General features: G+C 59.0%; 18 protein-coding genes and 6 tRNA genes. 1 reads left to right on the top strand and 23 read right to left on the bottom strand.

The window, feature by feature from the left end; genetic code table 11:
- Positions 1 to 77 precede the first annotated feature (77 nt).
- The 11 genes from rihA to miaB form a co-directional block, all read right to left on the bottom strand.
- Positions 78 to 1,010: a pyrimidine-specific ribonucleoside hydrolase RihA gene (rihA, locus tag BVU99_RS12120; RefSeq protein ID WP_099816688.1), complete on the bottom strand. Its 933-nt coding sequence runs from the start codon at positions 1,008 to 1,010 to the stop codon at positions 78 to 80.
- A 115-nt stretch (positions 1,011 to 1,125) separates the two neighbouring features.
- On the bottom strand, positions 1,126 to 1,851 hold the full coding sequence (locus BVU99_RS12115) for an amino acid ABC transporter ATP-binding protein (RefSeq protein WP_025301847.1): 726 nt from the start codon (positions 1,849 to 1,851) through the stop codon (positions 1,126 to 1,128).
- Positions 1,851 to 2,525, bottom strand: a complete 675-nt coding sequence (gene gltK / locus BVU99_RS12110; RefSeq protein WP_025301848.1) for a glutamate/aspartate ABC transporter permease GltK — start codon at positions 2,523 to 2,525, stop codon at positions 1,851 to 1,853. Before gltK ends, BVU99_RS12115 begins: the two co-directional genes overlap by 1 nt.
- Complete coding sequence (locus tag BVU99_RS12105) at positions 2,525 to 3,265, bottom strand: amino acid ABC transporter permease (protein WP_019454074.1); 741 nt, start codon at positions 3,263 to 3,265, stop codon at positions 2,525 to 2,527. Before BVU99_RS12105 ends, gltK begins: the two co-directional genes overlap by 1 nt.
- A gap of 213 nt (positions 3,266 to 3,478) precedes the next feature.
- The gene (locus BVU99_RS12100) at positions 3,479 to 4,375 is read right to left on the bottom strand and encodes an amino acid ABC transporter substrate-binding protein (protein WP_099816689.1); all 897 of its coding nucleotides are present in this window, start codon (positions 4,373 to 4,375) and stop codon (positions 3,479 to 3,481) included.
- 392 nt (positions 4,376 to 4,767) lie between these two features.
- Positions 4,768 to 6,297 (bottom strand): apolipoprotein N-acyltransferase, encoded by a 1,530-nt coding sequence (gene lnt / locus BVU99_RS12095; RefSeq protein ID WP_043135765.1) that lies wholly within the window; start codon positions 6,295 to 6,297, stop codon positions 4,768 to 4,770.
- Between the two features lie 7 nt (positions 6,298 to 6,304).
- Positions 6,305 to 7,183 carry a CNNM family magnesium/cobalt transport protein CorC gene (gene corC, locus BVU99_RS12090; protein WP_025301851.1) on the bottom strand — a complete coding sequence of 293 codons (879 nt, stop codon included), beginning with the start codon at positions 7,181 to 7,183 and terminating at the stop codon, positions 6,305 to 6,307.
- Positions 7,184 to 7,268: 85 nt separating this feature from the next.
- Entirely contained in the window at positions 7,269 to 7,742 is a 474-nt protein-coding gene (gene ybeY, locus BVU99_RS12085; protein ID WP_016928766.1) for an rRNA maturation RNase YbeY, read from the bottom strand.
- Positions 7,739 to 8,794 carry a PhoH family protein gene (locus BVU99_RS12080; protein WP_025301852.1) on the bottom strand — a complete coding sequence of 352 codons (1,056 nt, stop codon included), beginning with the start codon at positions 8,792 to 8,794 and terminating at the stop codon, positions 7,739 to 7,741. The genes ybeY and BVU99_RS12080 overlap by 4 nt, the downstream gene beginning before the upstream one ends.
- 234 nt (positions 8,795 to 9,028) lie before the next feature.
- The gene (locus tag BVU99_RS12075) at positions 9,029 to 9,364 is read right to left on the bottom strand and encodes a zinc ribbon domain-containing protein YjdM (RefSeq protein WP_004939967.1); all 336 of its coding nucleotides are present in this window, start codon (positions 9,362 to 9,364) and stop codon (positions 9,029 to 9,031) included.
- A gap of 111 nt (positions 9,365 to 9,475) precedes the next feature.
- Positions 9,476 to 10,900, bottom strand: coding sequence for a tRNA (N6-isopentenyl adenosine(37)-C2)-methylthiotransferase MiaB (gene miaB, locus BVU99_RS12070; protein WP_025301853.1), 1,425 nt, complete (start codon positions 10,898 to 10,900; stop codon positions 9,476 to 9,478).
- Positions 10,901 to 11,097: 197 nt separating this feature from the next.
- Between miaB and ubiF the strand changes: the two genes are divergently transcribed.
- Positions 11,098 to 12,279, top strand: a complete 1,182-nt coding sequence (ubiF, locus tag BVU99_RS12065; RefSeq protein WP_099816690.1) for a 3-demethoxyubiquinol 3-hydroxylase — start codon at positions 11,098 to 11,100, stop codon at positions 12,277 to 12,279.
- A gap of 87 nt (positions 12,280 to 12,366) precedes the next feature.
- On the opposite strand, the gene BVU99_RS12060 is transcribed toward ubiF, so the two are convergent.
- The 12 genes from BVU99_RS12060 to nagB form a co-directional block, all read right to left on the bottom strand.
- Positions 12,367 to 12,441 (bottom strand) — tRNA-Gln (locus tag BVU99_RS12060).
- Between the two features lie 4 nt (positions 12,442 to 12,445).
- Positions 12,446 to 12,522: transfer RNA gene (locus BVU99_RS12055), tRNA-Met, on the bottom strand.
- Between the two features lie 41 nt (positions 12,523 to 12,563).
- Positions 12,564 to 12,638 (bottom strand) — tRNA-Gln (locus BVU99_RS12050).
- Between the two features lie 44 nt (positions 12,639 to 12,682).
- A tRNA-Gln gene (locus BVU99_RS12045) sits at positions 12,683 to 12,757 on the bottom strand.
- Positions 12,758 to 12,787: 30 nt separating this feature from the next.
- Positions 12,788 to 12,872, bottom strand: a tRNA-Leu gene (locus BVU99_RS12040).
- A gap of 16 nt (positions 12,873 to 12,888) precedes the next feature.
- A tRNA-Met gene (locus BVU99_RS12035) sits at positions 12,889 to 12,965 on the bottom strand.
- A gap of 219 nt (positions 12,966 to 13,184) precedes the next feature.
- The gene (gene asnB / locus BVU99_RS12025; protein WP_004939961.1) at positions 13,185 to 14,849 is read right to left on the bottom strand and encodes an asparagine synthase B; all 1,665 of its coding nucleotides are present in this window, start codon (positions 14,847 to 14,849) and stop codon (positions 13,185 to 13,187) included.
- A 283-nt stretch (positions 14,850 to 15,132) separates the two neighbouring features.
- Positions 15,133 to 16,575, bottom strand: a complete 1,443-nt coding sequence (locus BVU99_RS12020; protein WP_043135770.1) for a glycosyl hydrolase family 18 protein — start codon at positions 16,573 to 16,575, stop codon at positions 15,133 to 15,135.
- Between the two features lie 190 nt (positions 16,576 to 16,765).
- Positions 16,766 to 17,518: an HAD-IIA family hydrolase gene (locus tag BVU99_RS12015; protein ID WP_004939957.1), complete on the bottom strand. Its 753-nt coding sequence runs from the start codon at positions 17,516 to 17,518 to the stop codon at positions 16,766 to 16,768.
- Positions 17,519 to 17,585: 67 nt separating this feature from the next.
- On the bottom strand, positions 17,586 to 18,806 hold the full coding sequence (locus BVU99_RS12010) for an N-acetylglucosamine repressor (RefSeq protein WP_019454064.1): 1,221 nt from the start codon (positions 18,804 to 18,806) through the stop codon (positions 17,586 to 17,588).
- Between the two features lie 27 nt (positions 18,807 to 18,833).
- Positions 18,834 to 19,973, bottom strand: a complete 1,140-nt coding sequence (nagA, locus tag BVU99_RS12005; protein ID WP_025301856.1) for an N-acetylglucosamine-6-phosphate deacetylase — start codon at positions 19,971 to 19,973, stop codon at positions 18,834 to 18,836.
- Between the two features lie 18 nt (positions 19,974 to 19,991).
- The gene (gene nagB, locus BVU99_RS12000) at positions 19,992 to 20,792 is read right to left on the bottom strand and encodes a glucosamine-6-phosphate deaminase (protein WP_004939952.1); all 801 of its coding nucleotides are present in this window, start codon (positions 20,790 to 20,792) and stop codon (positions 19,992 to 19,994) included.
- Positions 20,793 to 20,952 lie beyond the last annotated feature (160 nt).

Here is a 20,952-nt window from a genome sequence, read left to right as displayed (position 1 = left end):
TCAACAGTGATAGCGCAAAAATTCGCTGAGTTAAATCAAAAAAGTTGAAGGAGGGGCGCGAGCGCGCCCCGATGGGATCAATAACGCGCCAGGCGCTCGGCCAGCAGATCGATAAAACCCTCGCGGTTGATGCCGGTCAGCACTTCCACGTTGGCCGCGTTGCCGGTTTGCTGGAAATAGTCCACCACCGTCATGCCGACGGTGTATTCCCCTTTGGTCTCCACACCGACCCAGCGTTCTAGGCCGGTGAACAGCTGCGGCGCCAGCAGCCAGGCGATGGTGCAGGGATCGTGCATCGCAGCGCCGGGCAGGCCGCGCGGATGGCTGAGGTACAGCGGCAGGTAAAAATCGAGCATCTCCGCGACCGCCTGCGCGACCGGATTGTCTATCTGGCGAATGCGCTCGATATCCTGCGGCAACACCAGCGCTTGATGGGTGACGTTCAGCCCGGCCATGGTCAGCGGCACCCCGGATTTCAGCACCATTTCGGCGGCTTCGGGATCGACGAAGATGTTGAACTCCGCGACAGGCGTAGTATTGCCGGCGTTCATACCGCCGCCCATGAATACGATGCGTTCGATATGGCTTTTCAGCTCGGCATGCTGGGCCAGCAGCAGGGCGATATTGGTCATCGGGCCGGTCACCACCAGGGTTATCGGCTGCGGGCTGGCGCGCAGCAAGTCGGCGATCAGCTCGACGGCGCCGCGGGGATCGGGTTTGATTGTCGGCGTCGGCAGGTGGGTGTTGCCCATGCCGGTTTTGCCGTGGACATAGTCGGCGATCACCAGTTCGCGCATGAGCGGGCCGCTGGCGCCGGCGGCGACCGGTATGTCCTCGCGCTGCATCAGGGTCAACAGGCCCAGCGCGTTATGCAGGGTTTTCTCCGGCGTCTGGTTGCCGGCGGAGGTGGTGATGGCTTTGATGTCCAGTTCTGACGAACGCAGCGCCATAGCCAGCGCGATGGCGTCGTCGAGGCCGGGATCGCAATCGATGATAATAGGGCGGGGCATGTTCTTTCTCCTCTGTTTGTTATCCAGCGAGCATCGGATCAAAACCGGGGAGAAACAAGCGCTTTTAGTGCCGGGGGAAAAGATGCGCCCCTGGCGGGGCGCATAGGCAGAGCGTTTAGTGCAGGATCTTGGCCAGAAAATCCTTGGCGCGATCGGACTCGGGGTTGTTGAAGAAATCGTCTTTGTTGCGGTCTTCGACGATTTTGCCTTCGTCCATAAAGATCACTCGATTCGCCACCTTGCGGGCGAAGCCCATTTCGTGGGTTACCACCATCATGGTCATGCCTTCGTTCGCCAGTTCGACCATCACGTCCAGCACTTCGTTGATCATTTCCGGATCGAGCGCAGAGGTCGGCTCATCGAACAGCATGGCGATAGGATCCATGCACAGCGCACGGGCGATGGCGACGCGCTGCTGCTGGCCGCCGGACAGCTGACCGGGGAACTTGTTGGCATGGGCGGAGAGGCCGACGCGCTCCAGCAGCTTCAGACCCTTCTCGCGTGAGGCGGATTTGTCGCGCTTGAGCACTTTCACCTGCGCCAGCGTCAGGTTGTCGATGATAGACAGGTGCGGGAACAGCTCAAAGTGTTGGAACACCATGCCAACCTTGGCACGCAGCTGCGCCAGGTTGGTTTTCTTGTCGTTGACCGGCGTGCCGTTCACCAGGATATTGCCCTGCTGGATCGGCTCGAGGCCGTTGACGGTTTTGATCAGGGTGGACTTGCCGGAACCTGAAGGACCGCAGACGACGACCACTTCGCCTTTTTTCACTTCGGTGGTGCAATCGGTCAACACCTGAAAGTGACCGTACCACTTAGAAACATTTTTCAGGGATATCATCAAACAGTCCTTTTCTTCAAATAGCTTACCAGCGCCGAGGCGGCGAGGCTGATAACAAAATAGACAAAGCCGGCGAACAGGATCATTTCAACCTGGGTGCCGTCGCGTTCGCCGATGGTCGACGCGGTGCGGAAGAAGTCGGCCAGGCTCAGTACGTAAACCAGCGAGGTATCCTGGAACAGCACGATGCCCTGGGTCAGCAGCAGCGGCACCATGGCGCGGAACGCCTGCGGCAGGATCACCAGCCGCATGGATTGCCAATGGGTCATGCCCAGCGCCAGCGCGGCGGAGGATTGGCCGCGCGAGATGCTGATGATGCCGGCGCGGATGATTTCCGAGTAATAGGCCGCTTCAAACAGGGAAAAGGCTACCATAGCCGAGATCAGGCGAATATCGGTTTTCGGCGATAAGCCTAGAACCTGTTGTAATAAGCTTGGAACCACCAGGTAGAACCACAGCAGCACCATCACCAGCGGCACCGAGCGGAACAGGTTGACGTACAGGGTGGCGAACCAGCTGATCGGTTTGAACGGCGACAGGCGCATCACCGCCAGCACGGTACCCCACAGAATGCCGACCACGATGGCGGTCACGGTGATCTTCAGCGTGATTACCATGCCCTGCAGCAGAAACGGGAAGCTTGGGACGATCGACGCCCAGTCAAATTCGTACATTATTTACTCCCCAGGTTGCCAGGCAACTGCACTTTCTTTTCGACCAGACGCATAAACAGCATGATAACGGCGTTGATGCCGATATAAGCCAGCGTGATGGCGGTAAAGGATTCATAGGCGTGTGCGGAGTAATCCAACAGCTTGCCGGCCTGCGCGGCCATGTCCACCAGCCCGATGGTAGAGGCGATGGCGGAGTTTTTGACCAGGTTGAGCATCTCCGAGGTCATCGGCGGCACGATCACCCGGTAGGCGTTCGGCAGCAACACGTAGCGGTAGGTTTGCGGCAGCGTCAGGCCCATCGCCAGCCCGGCCGCTTTCTGGCCGCGCGGCAGGGACTGGATGGCGGCGCGCACCTGTTCGCAAACGCGGGCGGCGGTAAACAATCCCAGGCAAAGCATGGAAGAGACGAAGAACTGCACGTTGGGATCCAGCTCGCTTTTAAACCAGGTGCCGATATTGGCCGGCAGCAGCTCGGGGATCACCAGATACCAGGTAAAGAATTGCACGATTAGCGGCACGTTGCGGAACAGTTCGACGTAACAGGTGCCGAGGGCGGAAAGAAAGCGGTTGGGTACGGTACGCAAGATACCGAACAGCGAACCGACGAAGAAAGCGATAATCCATGCACAGACGGAGAGGGCCACCGTGACCTGAAAGCCGGACCAGATCCAGCCGAGGTAAGTGGTGTTCCCAAACGGGGCCTGCTGCAGGAAGATACCCCAGTTCCAATCTATTGACATAACAAACTCCGGTAAACGGGCGCAGAGCGCCGAAGATTGATGACTTGATGAGCGCCGATCGCCGCGCGGCCAGTCTGGCTGGCTTATTGTGTGCGGATGTCGGTGATGCGCCTTGGGGAAAATGAGGGAGGGGAACGGCCCCCCTCATACCTGTCTGTCCCAGTCATCAACTGGGCCGGTTTGGCCTGGCGGCCGCCCCGGCTGTCATTCTATTTAGTTCAATGCCTTGTCGTTAGGTTCTTTGAACAGCTGCTTCATGTCGTCCGACAGTTCGAAGTTCATGTTGAGGTTTTTCGGTGGAATCGGCTGCTTGAACCATTTATCAAACCACTTGGCCGCTTCGCCGGAGGTTTGCGCCTGGGCGATGGTGTCATCGACCAGTTTCTTGAACGCAGGATCGTCTTTACGCAGCATGCAGCCGTAGGCTTCTTTCGACTGCGGTGTGCCGATGATTTCCCACTGATCCGGCTTCTTGGCCTTGGCGCGCTCGCCCGCCAGCAGGGCGTCGTCCATCATAAAGGCCACCGCGCGGCCGCTTTCCAGAGTGCGGAAGGAGTCGCCGTGGTCTTTGGCGCTGATGATGCGCATGTTCATCTTGCCGCTGTCGTTCAGCTTGTTCAGCAGCACTTCAGAGGTGGTGCCGGAGGTGACCACCACCGGTTTGCCGGCCAGGTCTTTAAAGTCTTTGATGTCGGAGCCTTTTTTCACCAGCAAGCGGGTGCCGACCACGAAAATGGTGTCGGAGAAGGCGGCCTGTTTCTGGCGCTCGAGGTTATTGGTGGTGGAGCCGCACTCGAAATCATAGGTGCCGTTTTGCAGCAGCGGGATGCGGTTCTGCGAGGTAATCGGCAGCATTTTCACCTGCAGATTCGGTGCATTCAGCTTTTTCTTAACGGCTTCAACGATTTGGTTGGAGTAGTCCTGAGAGTAGCCCACAACTTTTTGTTGGTTGTCGTAGTAGGAGAACGGCACTGACGATTCGCGGTGGCCGACAACGATCACGCCATTGTCTTTGATTTTCTTCAGCGTACCGGTCAGGTCTTCCGCTTGCGCCACGCTACCTGCCGCACCGAGCAGCAGTAACGATAACGCCAGTTTACGCATTTGCATGGTCCAACTCCTTTACTGTTGTTGTGGCTCTGACTAAAGAGCGTCAGGTTAAATCGACTGTTTATTGCTCAAGTTATAAAGATAGTCTTATGAACTGAACGCTGTTAAAAAATAACCGATTGTGAACACCTTGAAACTAAAATGTTTCATTTTTTGAGACGCCGCGCGCACCAAATCAATGCAACAAAACGTCGGCGCACCCGTGCGGTGCGTTCAATGCACCCAAAATGTGCGCAGGTGCGACAAAACGTCAGCAAAAGTAAACCGGCGCGCGATGTCGCCATAGATAAAAGCAAGGAGTGTGCCAGCCGCGTTGATTTAACGGCGTTTTCTGACTGAGGGAAGATTTGACGGGAAAGCGGGGCGCAGCGGGTGCGCCCCGACGAAGAGGGCTATTTGCGGCGCAGGCCCAATATCAGCGCCCAGCCGCCCAGCAACAGGGTCATCACCCACAGCGGCGTGGCGCCGAAGCGCGCATAAGGCGTGAAGCCGGTGGTCGGCGTGACTTTCACTTCGAGTACCTGACGGGTGAACTGCGGGATCTCGGCGATCACCTCGCCATTCGCGTCCACCGCGGCGGTGACGCCGTTATTGGTGCTGCGCAGCAGCGGTCGGCCGAGCTCCAGCGCCCGCATGCGTGCCATCTGGAAGTGCTGCCACGGGCCGATGGAGTGGCCGAACCAGGCATCGTTGGAGATGGTCAGCAGGAAGTTGGTGTCCGGGCGGAAGTTATCGCGCACCTGCTGGCCCAACACGATTTCGTAGCAGATGGCCGCCGTCAGGTTGTAGCCGCGTACGCTGAGCTGCGGTTGTACGTAGTCGCCGCGGCTGAAGGAGGACATCGGCAGGTCGAAGAACGGCGCCAGGGGCCGCAGCAGCGTCTCGAGCGGCACGAACTCGCCGAACGGTACCAGGTGGTGCTTGTTGTAGCGATCGTTGGCCGGGTAACTGTACGGCGTCGGTTCACCGAGCACGATGGCACTGTTGTAGATTTGCTGGCCCTGCGGCGTAGCACGCACGTCGACGATGCCGGTGATCAGGCTGCTGTTCTTCGCCCGCATCAGGTCGTCCATCATCGTCAGGAAGCCGTTCTGATTGGCTTCATAATCCGGAATGGCGGATTCCGGCCAGATGACGATCGGCGCCTTGCCCATGTAGGGACGGGTTTCGTCCAGATAGGTTTGCAGCGTGCTGACCAGCGCTTTCGGATCCCATTTCATCGATTGAGCGATGTTGCCTTGCACCATGGCGACGTTCACCGCTTTCTCCGGCTGCGGGGTAAACCACTGCAGCTGGCGCAGCGGCCACGGCAACAGCAGCAGCGCGGCGGCAATCACGGCTGCCGAGAGACGGCGCTGATTGACGGCGTACACCAGCAGGCCGGCGATGGCCATCAGCACAAAGGTGATGGCGTCGACGCCCAGCAGCGGCGCGATGCCCTTCAGCGGGCCGTTGATCTGGCTATAGCCGAACTGCAGCCACGGGAAGCCGGTCAGCACCCAGCCGCGCAGGAATTCGGTCACCTGCCACAGCACCGGCGCGGCGATGGCCAGCCTCCACCAGCGGGTGGCCGGCCACAGGCGCGTCAGCAGCCCGGCGAACAGCCCGGTATACAGCGACAGGTAAGCGGCGAGCAGCGCCACCAGGAAGATGTTGACGGCGAAGGGCATGCCGCCGAAATCGGCGATGCTGACATACACCCAGTTGATCCCGCTGCCGAACAACCCGAAGCCCCAGACAAAGCCGAGCAGGGCAGACTGTTTGGTGGTGCGATTGAGGGTAACGGCCAGCAGGCCGAACAGGGAGACGATGGCCGCGGGCCAAAAATCGTAGGGCGAGAACGCCAGCGTCCCGCCGGCACCTGACAACAGCGCCAGCAGGGCGCGAACCCACTGGCGTTCAAGTAATGAGGCTTTAGCCATGTTGGATTTAATCTTCCAGTTTCGGTGGTGGAGAGTCGTCCGGAATTTTTACATGAACCTGGATGATACGTCGACTGTCTGCCATGGCAACTTTAAATAGGTAACCTTCGATTTCAATGGTTTCCCCGCGCGCCGGCAGGTGGCCGAAGGCCTGCATCACCAGACCGCCGATGGTATCGACCTCGTCGTCGCTGAAATGGGTGCCGAAGGCGTCGTTGAAGTCTTCGATCGGCGCCAGCGCGCGCACGGTGTACATGTGGCGGCTGAGCTGGCGGATATCCAGATCGTCTTCGTCGTCGTATTCGTCTTCAATCTCGCCGACGATCAGCTCTAGGATATCTTCGATGGTGACCAGGCCGGACACGCCGCCGAATTCGTCAATGACAATCGCCATGTGATAGCGCTGGGAACGAAACTCTTTCAGCATCCGGTCGACGCGCTTGCTTTCCGGCACCACCACCGCGGTACGCAGCACTTTGTCGATGCTGAACGGCTCGGAGTCTGCGCGCATGAACGGCAGCAGATCCTTGGCCATCAGGATGCCTTCGATGTGATCTTTATCTTCGCTGATCACCGGGAAGCGCGAGTGGGCGGAGTCGATAATCACGTCCAGGCACTCTTCCAGCGTCTGGTTGCGCTTGAGCGTCACCATCTGGGAGCGGGGGATCATGATGTCGCGCACGCGCTGTTCGGCGATATCCATCACGCCTTCCAGCATGTCGCGGGTATCGGGATCGATCAGGTCGTTTTGTTCGGAATCACGGATCAGCTCGACCAGATCGCCACGGTTTTTGGGCTCGCCGTGGAACAGCTGGTTAAGGATAAGAGTAAAGAACCCCTTCTTGGGACTGGGGCTGTCATTGCTTTGTGAATGGTCGTCGCTCATGGCGTTTTAGTTACTGTCACTCATGTCAGAGTTAAGGGGCGTCAGCGACAGCCCCGCATGGGGGCTGTGGGGTAAACGGCTGACGTCAGACGGGGTCTTTTTCCGCCAGGTACGGATCAGGATAACCCAGTCCGTGCATGATTTCGGTTTCCAAAGACTCCATTTCTTCGGCTTCATCGTCTTCGATGTGGTCATACCCTAGCAGATGGAGGCTGCCGTGGACAACCATATGCGCCCAGTGGGCCTCCAGCGTTTTGCCTTGCTCAATCGCTTCCTGCTCAACCACCTGGCGGCAGATGATCAGATCGCCGAGCAGCGGCAGCTCGATGCCCGGCGGGGCTTCGAACGGGAAAGAGAGCACGTTGGTCGGCTTGTCTTTGCCGCGGTAGGTCAGGTTCAGCTCGTGGCTTTCCGCTTCGTCCACCAGACGCACGGTGACCTCGGCCTCTTCCTGAAATTGCGGCAGCACGCCTTCCAGCCAGCGCTGGAAGGTGGCCTCATCCGGCAGGCCGTCGCTGCTTTCACAGGCAATCTGCAGATCCAAAATCACCTGACTCATGGTGTCTCCTGCTCGGAGGCGGCGAGCGCCTCGCGCTTACGTTGCTCGGCAATCGCGTCTTTGCGTTTCTGTTCGGCGGCTTCCCAGGCCTCATAGGCGATGACCACGCGGGCCACCACCGGGTGGCGCACTACGTCTTCGCTGTGGAAGAAGTTGAAGCTCAGTTCTTCCACGTCCGACAGCACTTCCACCGCATGGCGCAGGCCGGATTTCTGGTTGCGCGGCAGGTCGATCTGGGTGACGTCGCCGGTGATGACCGCCTTCGAGTTGAAGCCGATGCGTGTCAGGAACATCTTCATCTGCTCGATGGTGGTGTTCTGGCTCTCATCCAGGATGATAAAGGCGTCGTTCAGCGTGCGGCCGCGCATATAGGCCAGCGGCGCGACTTCGATCACATTGCGTTCGATGAGCTTCTCCACGCGCTCGAAGCCCAGCATTTCGAACAGGGCGTCGTACAACGGGCGCAGATAAGGATCGACCTTCTGGCTCAGATCGCCGGGCAGGAAGCCCAGCTTTTCGCCGGCTTCGACCGCAGGGCGGGTCAGCAGTATGCGGCGAATTTCCTGGCGTTCCAGCGCATCCACTGCAGCGGCGACCGCCAGGTAGGTTTTGCCGGTGCCCGCCGGGCCGATGCCGAAGGTGATGTCGTGATCGAGAATATTGGCGATGTACTGCGCCTGGTTAGGCGTGCGCGGTTTCACCATACCGCGCTTGGTTTTGATGGTGACCGCCTTGCCGTAATCCGGCACGCTGTCCGCCACCTGTTCCAGCACCCGACTCTCTTTGATCGCCAGATGGATTTGCTCCGGATCGATATCCGGGATCACGCCGCGAATCGGCGCGGTATCCACGTACAGATGGCGCAGGATATCGGCGGCGGCAACCACGCACAGGTTTTTGCCGACCAACTTGAAACGGTTGTCGCGGCGATTGATTTCGATGCCCAATCGGCGCTCGAGTTGCTTGATGTTGTCATCAAACGGGCCGCACAGGCTGAGCAAACGCTTGTTGTCTGCGGGCTCTAACAAAATTTCTTGTGTTGCGACGTTCAAACTATTCCTCTAGGTCACATCGGGCCTGGTTGATGTCACATAGCGCGTCCGGGACGCGCGCGTTCAGGGCGAGCCTGAATACTCTCTTTCTTGAATTATTCATGGTGCGCCGCAACGGCGCAAGTTTACCGCTGATCTATCTGTGCGCCGTCGGCGGAATTCAAGGGAAGATAAGGAAAAAACGCGGCGGGGCGCAAAGCCCGCCGCGTCATCACAGAACAAGGCCGCTGGGAATCAGTTCTTTTTCACGAACTCGGATTTCAGCTTCATCGGGCCGAAACCGTCGATTTTGCAGTCGATGTTGTGATCGCCTTCCACCAGGCGAATGTTTTTCACCTTGGTGCCGATCTTCAGCATCGAGGAGCTGCCTTTGACCTTCAGATCCTTGATCACGGTGACCGCGTCGCCGTCCGCCAGCAGGTTGCCGTTGGCGTCTTTGACGATCAGCGCGTCCTGATCTTCCGCCGGGGCGCTGTCGCTCCACTCGTGGGCGCACTCAGGGCAGATGAACAGGGCATTGTCCTGGTAGGTGTATTCGGAGTTGCACTTCGGGCAGTGTGGGAGTTGCATGTTATGTCGCCTCTTCAACAATAAAAAAAGAACATCACCGGGCGCGGACGCCCGGCGGAGAAACGGTAAGGAGTAGCGCGAACGGGCGGCGATAAGGCGGCCGCCGCGGCGTCAGGGCTGGTAAATGCCGACGCCCAGCGCGTTTTCTTTGCGGGTACGGGCGATCACCGACTGCGGGGATTCATGTACGCGCAGATCCATCTGCTGTTCGGTGCGCACCACTGCGCCACGCAGGGTGTTGGTCAGCACCTCGGTAATTTCCACGTCGACAAATTGGCCGATCATGTCGGGCGTGCCTTCGAAGTTTACCACACGGTTGCACTCCGTGCGCCCGGCCAGCTCCATCACGCTTTTACGCGAGGTGCCCTCCACCAGAATGCGCTGGACGGTGCCGAGCATGCGACGGCTGAACTGCAGCGCCTGCTGGTTGATGCGATCCTGCAGAATGTACAGCCGCTGCTTTTTCTCTTCTTCGCTGACGTCGTCGACCATGTCCGCCGCCGGCGTACCGGGGCGCGACGAATAGATGAAGCTGAAGCTGACGTCGAAGTTGACGTCGGCGATCAGGTTCATGGTCTGTTCGAAGTCGGCCTGGCTTTCGCCCGGGAAACCGACGATGAAATCGGAGCTGAGCTGGATGGCCGGCCGCGCCTTGCGCAGCTTGCGGATAATCGCCTTATACTCCAGCGCGGTGTGCGCGCGTTTCATCATGGTCAGGATGCGGTCCGAACCGCTCTGCACCGGCAGATGCAGGAAGCTGACCAGCTCCGGCGTGTCTTCGTACACCGCGATAATGTCGTCGGTGAACTCGATCGGGTGGCTGGTGGTGAAGCGAATGCGATCGATGCCGTCGATGGCCGCCACCAGGCGCAGCAGTTCGGCGAATGAGCAGATATCGCCGTCATGCGTCGCGCCGCGGTAAGCGTTGACGTTTTGGCCGAGCAGGTTGACCTCGCGCACGCCCTGCGCCGCCAGCTGGGCGATTTCGAACAGCACGTCGTCGCTCGGGCGGCTCACTTCCTCGCCGCGGGTGTAAGGCACCACGCAGAAAGTGCAGTATTTGTTGCAGCCTTCCATGATCGACACGAAGGCGGTCGGGCCTTCGGCGCGCGGCTCCGGCAGGCGGTCGAATTTTTCGATCTCCGGGAAGCTGATATCGACCACCGGGCTGCGGGTGCCCTGAACGTGATTGATCATTTCCGGCAGGCGGTGCAGGGTCTGCGGGCCGAATACCACGTCGACGCAAGGCGCGCGGCTGCGGATCAGTTCGCCTTCTTGCGAGGCCACGCAACCGCCGACACCGATGATGACAGACGGGTTCTTCTCTTTCAGCAAGCGCCAGCGCCCCAGCATGGCGAAAACTTTCTCCTGCGCTTTTTCACGGATCGAGCAGGTGTTCAGCAACAGCACGTCCGCTTCCTCGGCGTTGTCGGTCCACTCGAAGCCGTGCGTGCTGTTCAACAGGTCGGCCATTTTCGATGAATCGTACTCATTCATCTGGCAGCCCCAGGTTTTGATATGTAGTTTTTTCGTCATTGACTTGCCATTACTCAGTGCGGAGCGAAAGTTGCGTTACGCGACATGCAGGGCGCGTATTGTAATCATTTGCCGCCGTTGTGACCAGCGCGGGGGAAAATGGCACGCAACCTGAAGCCGAAGCGAAAATCCGGTACACTGCACAAAACGCCATGTCGGGTGGGATGGCGAGCATTCACATAGAAAACATAGCCAATATGAAGACATCTCAAAATCGGTATGACGCGGTGGTGGTGGGTGGCGGCATGGTCGGCGCGGCGGCGGCCCTGGGGCTGGCGCAGGCGGGCTGGTCGGTGGCGTTGCTGGAACATCAGGCGCCGAAGGCGTTCGAGGCGCAAAGCCCGCCGGACCTGCGCATTTCCGCGATCGGCTGCACCTCGGTGGGGCTGCTGAAACAGCTCGGCGCCTGGCAGGCCGTGACGGCGATGCGTACGGCGCCGTATCGCCGGCTGGAGACCTGGGAGTGGGCGTCGTCGCGCGTGGCGTTCGACGCGGTGTCCCTGGGGCTGCCCGAGCTGGGCTTTATGGTGGAAAACCGCATTCTGCAGCTGGGGCTGTGGCAACAGTTCGCGCAGTGCGCCAACCTGACGCTGCTGTGCCCCGCCAGGCTGCAATCGCTGCAGCGGGCGGACAATGCCTGGCAGCTGACGCTGGACAGCGGCGAGACGCTGCAAGCGCGGCTGGTTGTCGGTGCCGACGGGGCCAACTCTCAGGTGCGCAAGCTGGCGGCGATCGGCACCAACGGCTGGCAATATCGTCAGGCGTGCATGTTGATCACCGTCGATACCGGCGCGCCGCAGCAGGATGTGACCTGGCAGCGCTTCTTCCCGTCCGGGCCGCGCGCCTTCCTGCCGCTGTACGACAGCTGGGCGTCGCTGGTGTGGTATGACAGCCCGCAGCGCATTCGCCAACTGCAGGCGATGCCGCCGGCGCAGCTGGAGCGCGAAATCGCTACCGCTTTTCCGGCGCGACTGGGCCCGGTCAAGGTGCACGCTGCCGGATCGTTCCCGCTGACGCGGCGTCATGCGCAGCGCTACGTGCTGCCGGGGCTGGCGCTGGTGGGCGATGCGGCGCATACCATCAACCCGCTGGCCGGGCAGGGCGTCAATCTGGGGTATCGCGATGTGGATGCCTTGCTGAACGTGCTGAGCGAGGCGCGGGATCAGGGAGAGGACTGGAGCAGCGAGGCGGTACTGCTGCGTTATCAGCGTCGCCGCCGTACCGACAATCTGCTGATGCAGAGCGGCATGGATCTGTTTTATACCGCTTTCAGCAATAACCTGGCGCCGCTGAACGTCGCGCGCAATCTGGCGCTGATGGCCGCGCAGCGGGCGGGCAAGCTGAAAGAGCATGCGTTGAAGTACGCGTTGGGATTGTAACCGACAGGGCTCAGCTGCGGCTGGGCCCGTTAGGATGGGCTGAACGCAAGACAGCAAAAAGCCCGCCGAAGCGGGCTTTTCTAAATATGGCTGGGGTGCCAGGATTCGAACCTGGGTATGCTGGTATCAGAAACCAGAGCCTTACCGCTTGGCGACACCCCAATTATGGTGGCTACGACGGGATTTGAACCTGTGACCCCATCATTATGAGTGATGTGCTCTAACCAGCTGAGCTACGTAGCCGATGTTACTTTTTACTTCTTTGATTTGCAAGCAGTTTGTTATGGCTGGGGTACCTGGATTCGAACCAGGGAATGCCGGTATCAAAAACCGGTGCCTTACCGCTTGGCGATACCCCACCTGCAAACAAATCTTATGTTGAAACCCCATTCCCGAAAGAATATGGCTGGGGTACCTGGATTCGAACCAGGGAATGCCGGTATCAAAAACCGGTGCCTTACCGCTTGGCGATACCCCATCAACATACTGCGCCGACGATGAAGAGAAATGGTGCGGGAGGCGAGACTTGAACTCGCACACCTTGCGGCGCCAGAACCTAAATCTGGTGCGTCTACCAATTTCGCCACTCCCGCAAATACAAAAAAGAGATGGTGGCTACGACGGGATTCGAACCTGTGACCCCATCATTATGAGTGATGTGCTCTAACCAGCTGAGCTACGTAGCCCTCTTTTTTTTGCTTTGCCTTCATCGGCGTTGCGGGGCGCATTATGCGTATATGACCGATTTGCGTCAACAAGTTTTTTCCCGAAAAAGCGCCCGGAAGCGCCGTTTGTCTGGGTTGTGAACATTATGGCGATAAAATCGGCAATTCAGGCAGTTGGCGGGGGGAAAAGGCAACAAAAAGGCGGGCCAAAAGGCCCGCCCTGAGGGAAATGCCGCGCAATTATTTATAGGCGGCCTGGTGCACGCCAACGGCGCGGCCGGAAGGATCGTCCATCTTCTTGAACGATTCATCCCACTCGATGGCCTTGGCGGACGAGCAGGCGACGGACGGGCCGCCCGGTACGCATTCGGCGGCGCTCGGCAGCGGGAACAGCTCTTCGAAGATTTCGCGGTACAGGTAGCCTTCTTTCGACGTTGGCGTGTTGTACGGGAAGCGGAAACGCGCGGTTTCGAGCTGTTGATCGCTAATTTGCTGCGCAGCCACCTCTTTTAACGTGTCGATCCAGCTATAGCCGACGCCGTCGGAGAACTGCTCTTTCTGGCGCCAGGCCACGCTGGCGGGCAAATAGGACTCGAAACATTCGCGAACGATGTGTTTTTCCATTTTGCCGTTGCCGCACATTTTATCTTTCGGGTTGATGCGCATCGCCACGTCGAGGAATTTCTTGTCCAGGAACGGCACGCGGGCTTCGACGCCCCAGGCGGACATCGCCTTGTTGGCGCGCGCGCAGTCGAACATGTGCAGCGCCAGCAGTTTGCGCACGGTCTCTTCGTGGAATTCGCGGGCGTCCGGCGCCTTATGGAAGTACAGGTAGCCGCCGAACACTTCGTCCGCGCCTTCGCCGGAAAGCACCATCTTGATGCCCATCGCCTTGATTTTGCGCGACATCAGGTACATCGGCGTCGAGGCGCGAATGGTGGTGACGTCGTAGGTTTCGATGTGATAAATCACGTCGCGGATGGCGTCCAGCCCTTCCTGCACGGTGAAGTGGATCTCATGGTGCACGGTGCCCAGGTGGTTAGCCACCTCTTGCGCGGCGCGCAGATCCGGCGAGCCTTCCAGCCCGACGGCGAAGGAGTGCAGCTGCGGCCACCAGGCCTCGCTGCGTTCCTGATCCTCCACGCGGCGCGCAGCGTACTTCTTGGTGATCGCCGAGATGACCGAGGAATCCAGCCCGCCCGACAGCAGCACGCCGTAAGGCACGTCGGACATCAGGTGGCTTTTCACCGACTCTTCCAGCGCGGTGCGCAGGGCGGCGGCGTCGGTCACGTTGTCCTTGACGCTGTCGTAATCGAACCAGTCGCGGCGATAATATTCGCGGATCTCACCGTCCTGGCTCCACAGGTAGCTGCCGGCCGGGAATTCCTTGATGGTGCGGCACACCGGCACCAGCGCTTTCATTTCCGAGGCAACGTACAGGTTGCCGTGTTCGTCATGGCCCATGTACAGCGGGATGATGCCCAGGTGATCGCGGCCGATCAGGTAGGCGTCTTTTTCAGTGTCATACAGGGCAAAAGCGAACATGCCTTGCAGATCGTCGAGGAAGTCCGGTCCTTTCTCCTGATACAGCGCCAGGATTACTTCACAGTCGGAACCGGTCTGGAACGCATAGCGGTCGCTCAGCTGTTGGCGCAGCGCCTGGTGGTTGTAAATTTCGCCGTTGACCGCCAAAACGTGGGTGTGCGCAGCGTTGTACAGCGGTTGAGCGCCGTTGTTGACGTCGACGATCGACAGGCGTTCGTGGGCCAAAATGGCTTTGTCGCTGGCGTAAACGCCGGACCAATCCGGGCCGCGGTGGCGCATCAGACGTGACAGCTCCAGCGCTTTCTTACGCAGTTCAACGGGATCGGACTTCAGATCGAGCACACCGAAAATAGAACACATACAACTCTCCTAACGGGCTTTTATGACTGTGATGTTGTTTTTACTGTTATGGGCAGCATTGCCGATTTATCAGCGATAACGCGGTTTTGCTGCGCTGTGGTTATGAAAATGCGCCAAAAGCTGCGGAGGATGCAAGCGTTTTAGCCATGCGCTGAGAAATAGTTGTTTGCGTGGCTGAGGTTTTTAACGGATTTTCAGTTATTGGCGTAAAAAATTGTCGATTATGCAATTTTTAGCGTGATGGCGGGATTGCCGGCCAGTTTGACCGGCAATCGATTAGCGATTAGGCGATGAGCTGCCAGAGGGTGAACGCGGCATCCGGCGTCCAGCCGGCATTGGAGGTGTGCGCCTGAATACAGGTGTATTTCTTGCCTTTATAACTCACGACGTCGCCGGCTTTGTAGCTGTGGTTGTTCTGCCATTCGGGCGCGCCCGGATCGGGCGGCGTGCCGTCGTTGGCGGTTTTGACCGCCAGCGCACTGCTCGGCAGGGAGGTATTGCCCAGGGTGTCGGTCGCGGTAACGAAGTAGCTGTACTGGGTTGCCGGCGTCAGACCGCTGTCGGCCAGCGACAGACCGGCGGTTTGGCCGATCGGGTTGCCGTTGCGGTAGACGGTGTAGCTGGCGATCGGTGAGGCGCCGGTGGCGGCGGCCCAGCTCAGTTTCAGCGAGGTGGCGCCCAGCTCGGAGACCGTCAGCGCCGTCGGCGCATTAGGCTTTCCCGGCGGCGGGGTGACGCCGCCCTGAATCAGCGGCGCATAGCGGGTTTTGAACTCCCAATTGTAGGCGACGCCGGCTTTGCTCTTGCCGTTATCCCAGTTGATTGACCAGGTCATCAGGCCCTTGATCGACAGGTTTTTGGCGTCGAGACGCGAGAAAGCGTTATACACCGCCTGTTTGTTGACCACGTAGCCGGTGGCGGCGGCATCGTTGTTGCTCGGCAGGCCGATGACGAATTTCGCCGCCGGGATCTTCGCATAGCCGCGGGTGCCGGTAACCAGGCTTTCCGTCAGGTAGTAGAGGAAGTCCTCTTTCATGGCGTCGTTATTCTGCGTGATCCAGGCGTTGAGTTCATCCACCCAAATACCGTCGCCACCCTGGTTATAATATTGCGGCGCGATAAAGTCGTAATAGCCTTCGAGGGCGTTAATATAATCCAGGTAGGTGCCGTTGGTGCGTAAATACGGGAATTCCGGCGCCATGCTGATAATAAAGTTTTTCCCCTGGGCGGCGTAATGGTCTTTTACTTTTTTCAGCGCTGCAGGCAAGACGGTTTTATTATTGGCGGCACCGATCGCCGCCTGTTCCAGATCGATATCCAGGCCGTCGAAGCCATAGACTTCCACCAGGCGAATAATCTCGTCTTTCAGCTTGTCTTCGTCGCCGGTTTTCAGCTCGATATGCGCGTCTGCGCCGCCGAGGGAGATCAGCACCGCGCGGCCCTGGCTGTTCAGCACGCCCACCTGGCGGCGGAACTCGGCGTCGGACAGGTTGTAAGGCTTGAAGGTCGGGATGCCCTGGCCTTTCATAAAGGCGACGGCCACCACGTTGTACTCGGCGGGAATGTCGGTCAGGTTCATATTGGTGAACTGGCCCTGCTGATAGCCGTCACTGGCGCCGGCGGCCCAGTTGTGCCAGAAACCCATCAGGATCTTTTTATTGGCGATAGACGGCATAATGGCCGCGTCATCGGCGGCGACGGCATTAATAATGTTATTTGTGCTCATGGTAGCCTCATTTATTAGGGGTGAGAGTTTTTCGCTCGCCGGCAATATCAGCTATTGGCGGGGCGTAAACTTATAATGAGGATTTTTAATGCAGGCAGGCTGAAACCTTTTGCGGCCATGAACGAATTAAATTCAAACTGACGCTGAGGGAGAAGGAAATAATGGCGGCCGGGCGGCCGCCATGGCCGCATCAGAAGATAGTGATATCGGCGACGGAAGGGTAGACATAGCTCGGGCGGAACGGCATGGTTTCGATGTCGCTCAGCGTGGAGACACCGGACAGCACCAGAACGGTTTCCAGGCCGGCCTGGAAGCCCGCCAGGATGTCGGTACGCAGGTTGTCGCCGACGATCACCGTTTCTTCCGAGTGCGCCTGCATTTTGTTCAGTGCGGCGCGAATGATCCACGGGCTGGGCTTGCCGACGTAAAACGGCTTGCGGCCGGTGATCTTCTCGATGGGGGCACACAGTGCGCCGCAGGCCGGCGAGAAGCCGTGGCCGTGGCTATCCGGGTTGGTGGCGATAAAGCGCGCCCCATTGCTCACGAAATAGGCGGCTTTGTGCATCATGTCCCAGTTGTAAGAGCGGGTTTCACCGACGATCACGAAATCCGGGTTGATGTCGGTGATGGTGAAACCGGCTTTGTACAGCTCATGGATAAGGGCGCCTTCACCGACCACGTAGGCCTTTTTGCCTTCCTGCCGGCGCAGGAAATCGGCGGTGGCCATCGCCGAGGTATAGAACGCGCTCTCCGGCACTTCCAGACCGGCGGCGGCGAAGCGGTTCGCCAGATCCTGCGCGGTCTGTGACGGGTAGTTGGTCAGCACCACCAGCGGCATGCCTTGTTCCTGGATGCGCGCCAGGAACAGATCGGCGCCGGGCACCGGCGTATTGTCATGCAGCAGCACGCCGTCGATATCGCATATAACGTTTTTGATTTTCATTTGTCGCTGTTTCTCATGATTACGGCAGGCAAGAGGTGACGATAACACACCTGCCAGAAGCGGCGGATCAGCTTTCCAGCAATCGCTGCAAGAGCACGCCGTTGAGCATCGCGCGTTTGGCCAGGGCGAAAGCGCCGATCGCCGAGCGATGATTGAGTTCGGAGGTCACCACCGGCAGATTTTTGCGGAAGTCCTTCAGTACCTGGGTATTGATGCAGCTCTGGATCGCCGGCAGCAGCACCTTATCCGCTTCGGTGATCTCACCGGCGATCACCACCTTCTGCGGATTGAACAGGTTGATGGCGATGGCCACTGCCTTGCCCAGATAGCGGCCGACGTGTTCGATCACTTCGCTGGCCAGTAGATCGCCACGGTTGGCGGCCTTGCAGATGGCGTTGATGCCGCAGTCTTCCAGCGTCAGTTTGCTCGGGTAGCCCTGGCTCAGCAACTGGCGCACGCGCTGTTCGATCGCGGCGTTGGCGGCCACGGTTTCCAGGCAGCCGAAGTTGCCGCAGTGGCAGCGTTCCCCCAGCGGATCGATCTGGATATGGCCGATCTCGCCGACGTTGCCGTTGTTGCCGAGAAAAATCTGCCCGTTGACGATGATGCCGGCGCCGGTACCGCGGTGGAGGCGCACCAGAATCGAGTCTTCGCAGTCGCGGGTGGCGCCGAAGTAGTGCTCCGCCAGCGCCAGGCTGCGGATGTCGTGGCCGACGAAACTGGTGACGTTGAAGCGCTGCTGCAGGTTGTCCACCAGCGCCCAGTTGCTGACGCTGATGTGCGGCATATAGCGCACCACGCCCAGCGCCGGATCCACCAGGCCGGGCAGGATCACCGCGATGGCGATCAGCTCGCGCAGGCGGCGCTGGTTAGCATCGATGAATTGGGCGATGGCGGCGAACAGCGCATTCTCCAGCGTTTCCTGGGTGCGTTCCGGCAGCGGATAGTGTTCTTCGCTGAGCGATTTACCGCTCATGTCATACAGGGTGATGGTGGCGTCGTGGCGGCCGAGACGCACCGCGACGGTATGGAAATGACGGGTTTCCGACACGATGGAGATCGCGCGGCGGCCGCCGGTGGAGGCTTGCTGATCGACTTCTTTGATCAGCCCGCGCTCCAGCAACTGGCGAGTAATTTTGGTGACGCTGGCGGGAGCAAGCTGGCTGAGTTCGGCAATTTGAATGCGCGAGATCGGGCCCTGCTGGTCGATCAGGCGGTAAACTGCTGCGCCGTTAAGTTGTTTGACTAAGTCAACGTTCCCTATTTGTGCTTGTCCGCCAGTGCTCATCAATAATGTTACTCGCTGTTCATTGAATTAAACCTCGTTACCGTTAACGAGCGTTTTGGTGATCTTGAAATCACGGGTGAAGGCGGTCAGGTTAGCCACCTTGCCGGCTTCGAGGGTGCCCAGACGGTGATCGACGCCAATGGCGCGCGCCGGATACAGCGTCGCCATGCGCAGCGCTTCGTCCAGCGCGATGCCGATATGCTCGACGCTGTTTTGCACCGCTTCGATCATGGTCAGCGCGGAACCGCTCAGGGTGCCGTTCTCATCCACGCACAGCCCATCCCGATAGTATATTGTTTTACCGGCGAAAATAAATTGGTCAATATCTGCACCCGCCGGTGCGGTCGCGTCGGTGACCAAGACCAATTTATCACCTTTCAGGCGTTTGGCGTTACGGATACTCGCCCAGGCTACGTGATGGCCGTCGGCGATGATGCCGGTATAGACCTCTGGCGTATCGAAGATCGCCCCCATCAGCCCCGGTTCGCGGCCGGTGATATACGGCATGGCGTTGTACAGGTGGGTGGCGAAGCTGATGCCGGCGGCGAAGCCGGTGCGCGCCTGATCGTAGGTGGCATTCGAGTGGCCGGCGGAGACCACGATGCCGGCCTCGGTCAGCTGTTTAATAACGTGCGGCTCAACCATTTCCGGTGCCAGCGTCACCTTGGTGATCACGTCGGCGTTGGCGCACAGGTAATCGATCATGTCCTGCGTTGGCTTGCGAATGAACGCCGGGTTGTGAGTGCCTTTTTTTACCGGGCTGAGGTACGGCCCCTCCAGGTGCAGGCCCAACGCCTGGTTTTGGTGCTTTTTCAGATAAGCGCGCATCACGTCGACGCTGTGCTTCATGAATTCGTCGCTGCTGGTGATCAGCGTCGGCAGATAGCTGGTGCAGCCGGATTTCTCGTTGGCGCGCTGCATGATCTCCAGCGTTTCTTCCGAGATTGCTTCCAGCGAATCGTTGAACTGGACGCCGCCGCAGCCGTTCAGCTGCACGTCAATAAGCCCGGGGGCCAGGATGGCGCCACCCAGGTCGCGCGTTTCGATGCCGGCGGGCAATTCAGCCACCGGGCAGACTCTCTCGATCAGCCCATCAGCGATAATGACTGCATGGTCATCAAGTACGTCGTGGCCGGTATAGATTCGGCCGTGGGTTAAAGCGAACATCGTAGCCCCCTGCAAAGATTAAAGACTTTTCACGCTTTCCGCTTCTAACTCGCGGAAATATTTGACGGTTTTGACTTTCAGTTCCATGGTGGCCGGTTCGTCGCACACCACCACCGCTTTGGCGTGCAGCTGCAGGCAGCTGATGGTCCACATGTGGTTGATGTTGCCTTCCACTGCGGCTTCCAGCGCCTGTGCCTTGGCATGGCCGGTCACCAGGATCATCACTTCTTCGGCATCCAGCAGCGTGCCCACGCCGACGGTCAACGCATATTTCGGCACCAGGCTGACGTCGCCGCCGAAGAAGCGCGAGTTGGCGATGCGGGTGTCTTCGGTCAGCGTTTTGATGCGGGTGCGCGAAGCCAGGGACGAAGCCGGCTCGTTGAACGCGATATGGCCGTCGATACCCACGCCGCCCATGAACAGGTTAATTTTGCCGTAAGATTTGATCTTCTCTTCGTACTGGCGGCACTCGGCGTCGACATCCGCGGCGTTGCCGTTCAGCAGGTTGATATTTTCACGAGGGATATCAACGTGGTCAAAGAAGTTGCGGTACATGAAGGTGTGGTAGCTTTCCGGGTGTTCCTGCGGCAGGCCAACGTACTCGTCCATGTTGAAAGTCACAACATGCTTAAAGCTTACTTCACCTGCTTTGTGCATCGCAATCAGATGTTTGTAGGCTTCCAGCGGCGTGCCGCCGGTAGGCAGGCCGAGGACAAACGGGCGCTCTGCGGTTGGCTTGAATGCGTTGATGCGTTGAACGATATGACGCGCGGCCCATTTGCCGACTTGTGCGGTATCTTTCAGTGGGATAAGTCTCATCTAACACCTCTTGGGATAAGTAAACTAAAGCTATACTGTACGGGCCTGCGGGAGTCCTAAGCGTAACCCAGCTTTATGATTCTCGCGTGAATCGTCCGTTCGGTTGATTTTTTGAATGATAAAATAAGTTTTGTGTGATGGCCAGCAATCTGGGAGGGAA

It is taken from the genome of Serratia sp. OLAL2, from assembly GCF_002752475.1.
GTDB classification, from domain to species: domain Bacteria; phylum Pseudomonadota; class Gammaproteobacteria; order Enterobacterales; family Enterobacteriaceae; genus Serratia; species Serratia bockelmannii.
The sequence above is the reverse complement of the archived record's forward strand: the minus strand, read 5'-3'. Positions and strand labels throughout refer to the sequence as shown.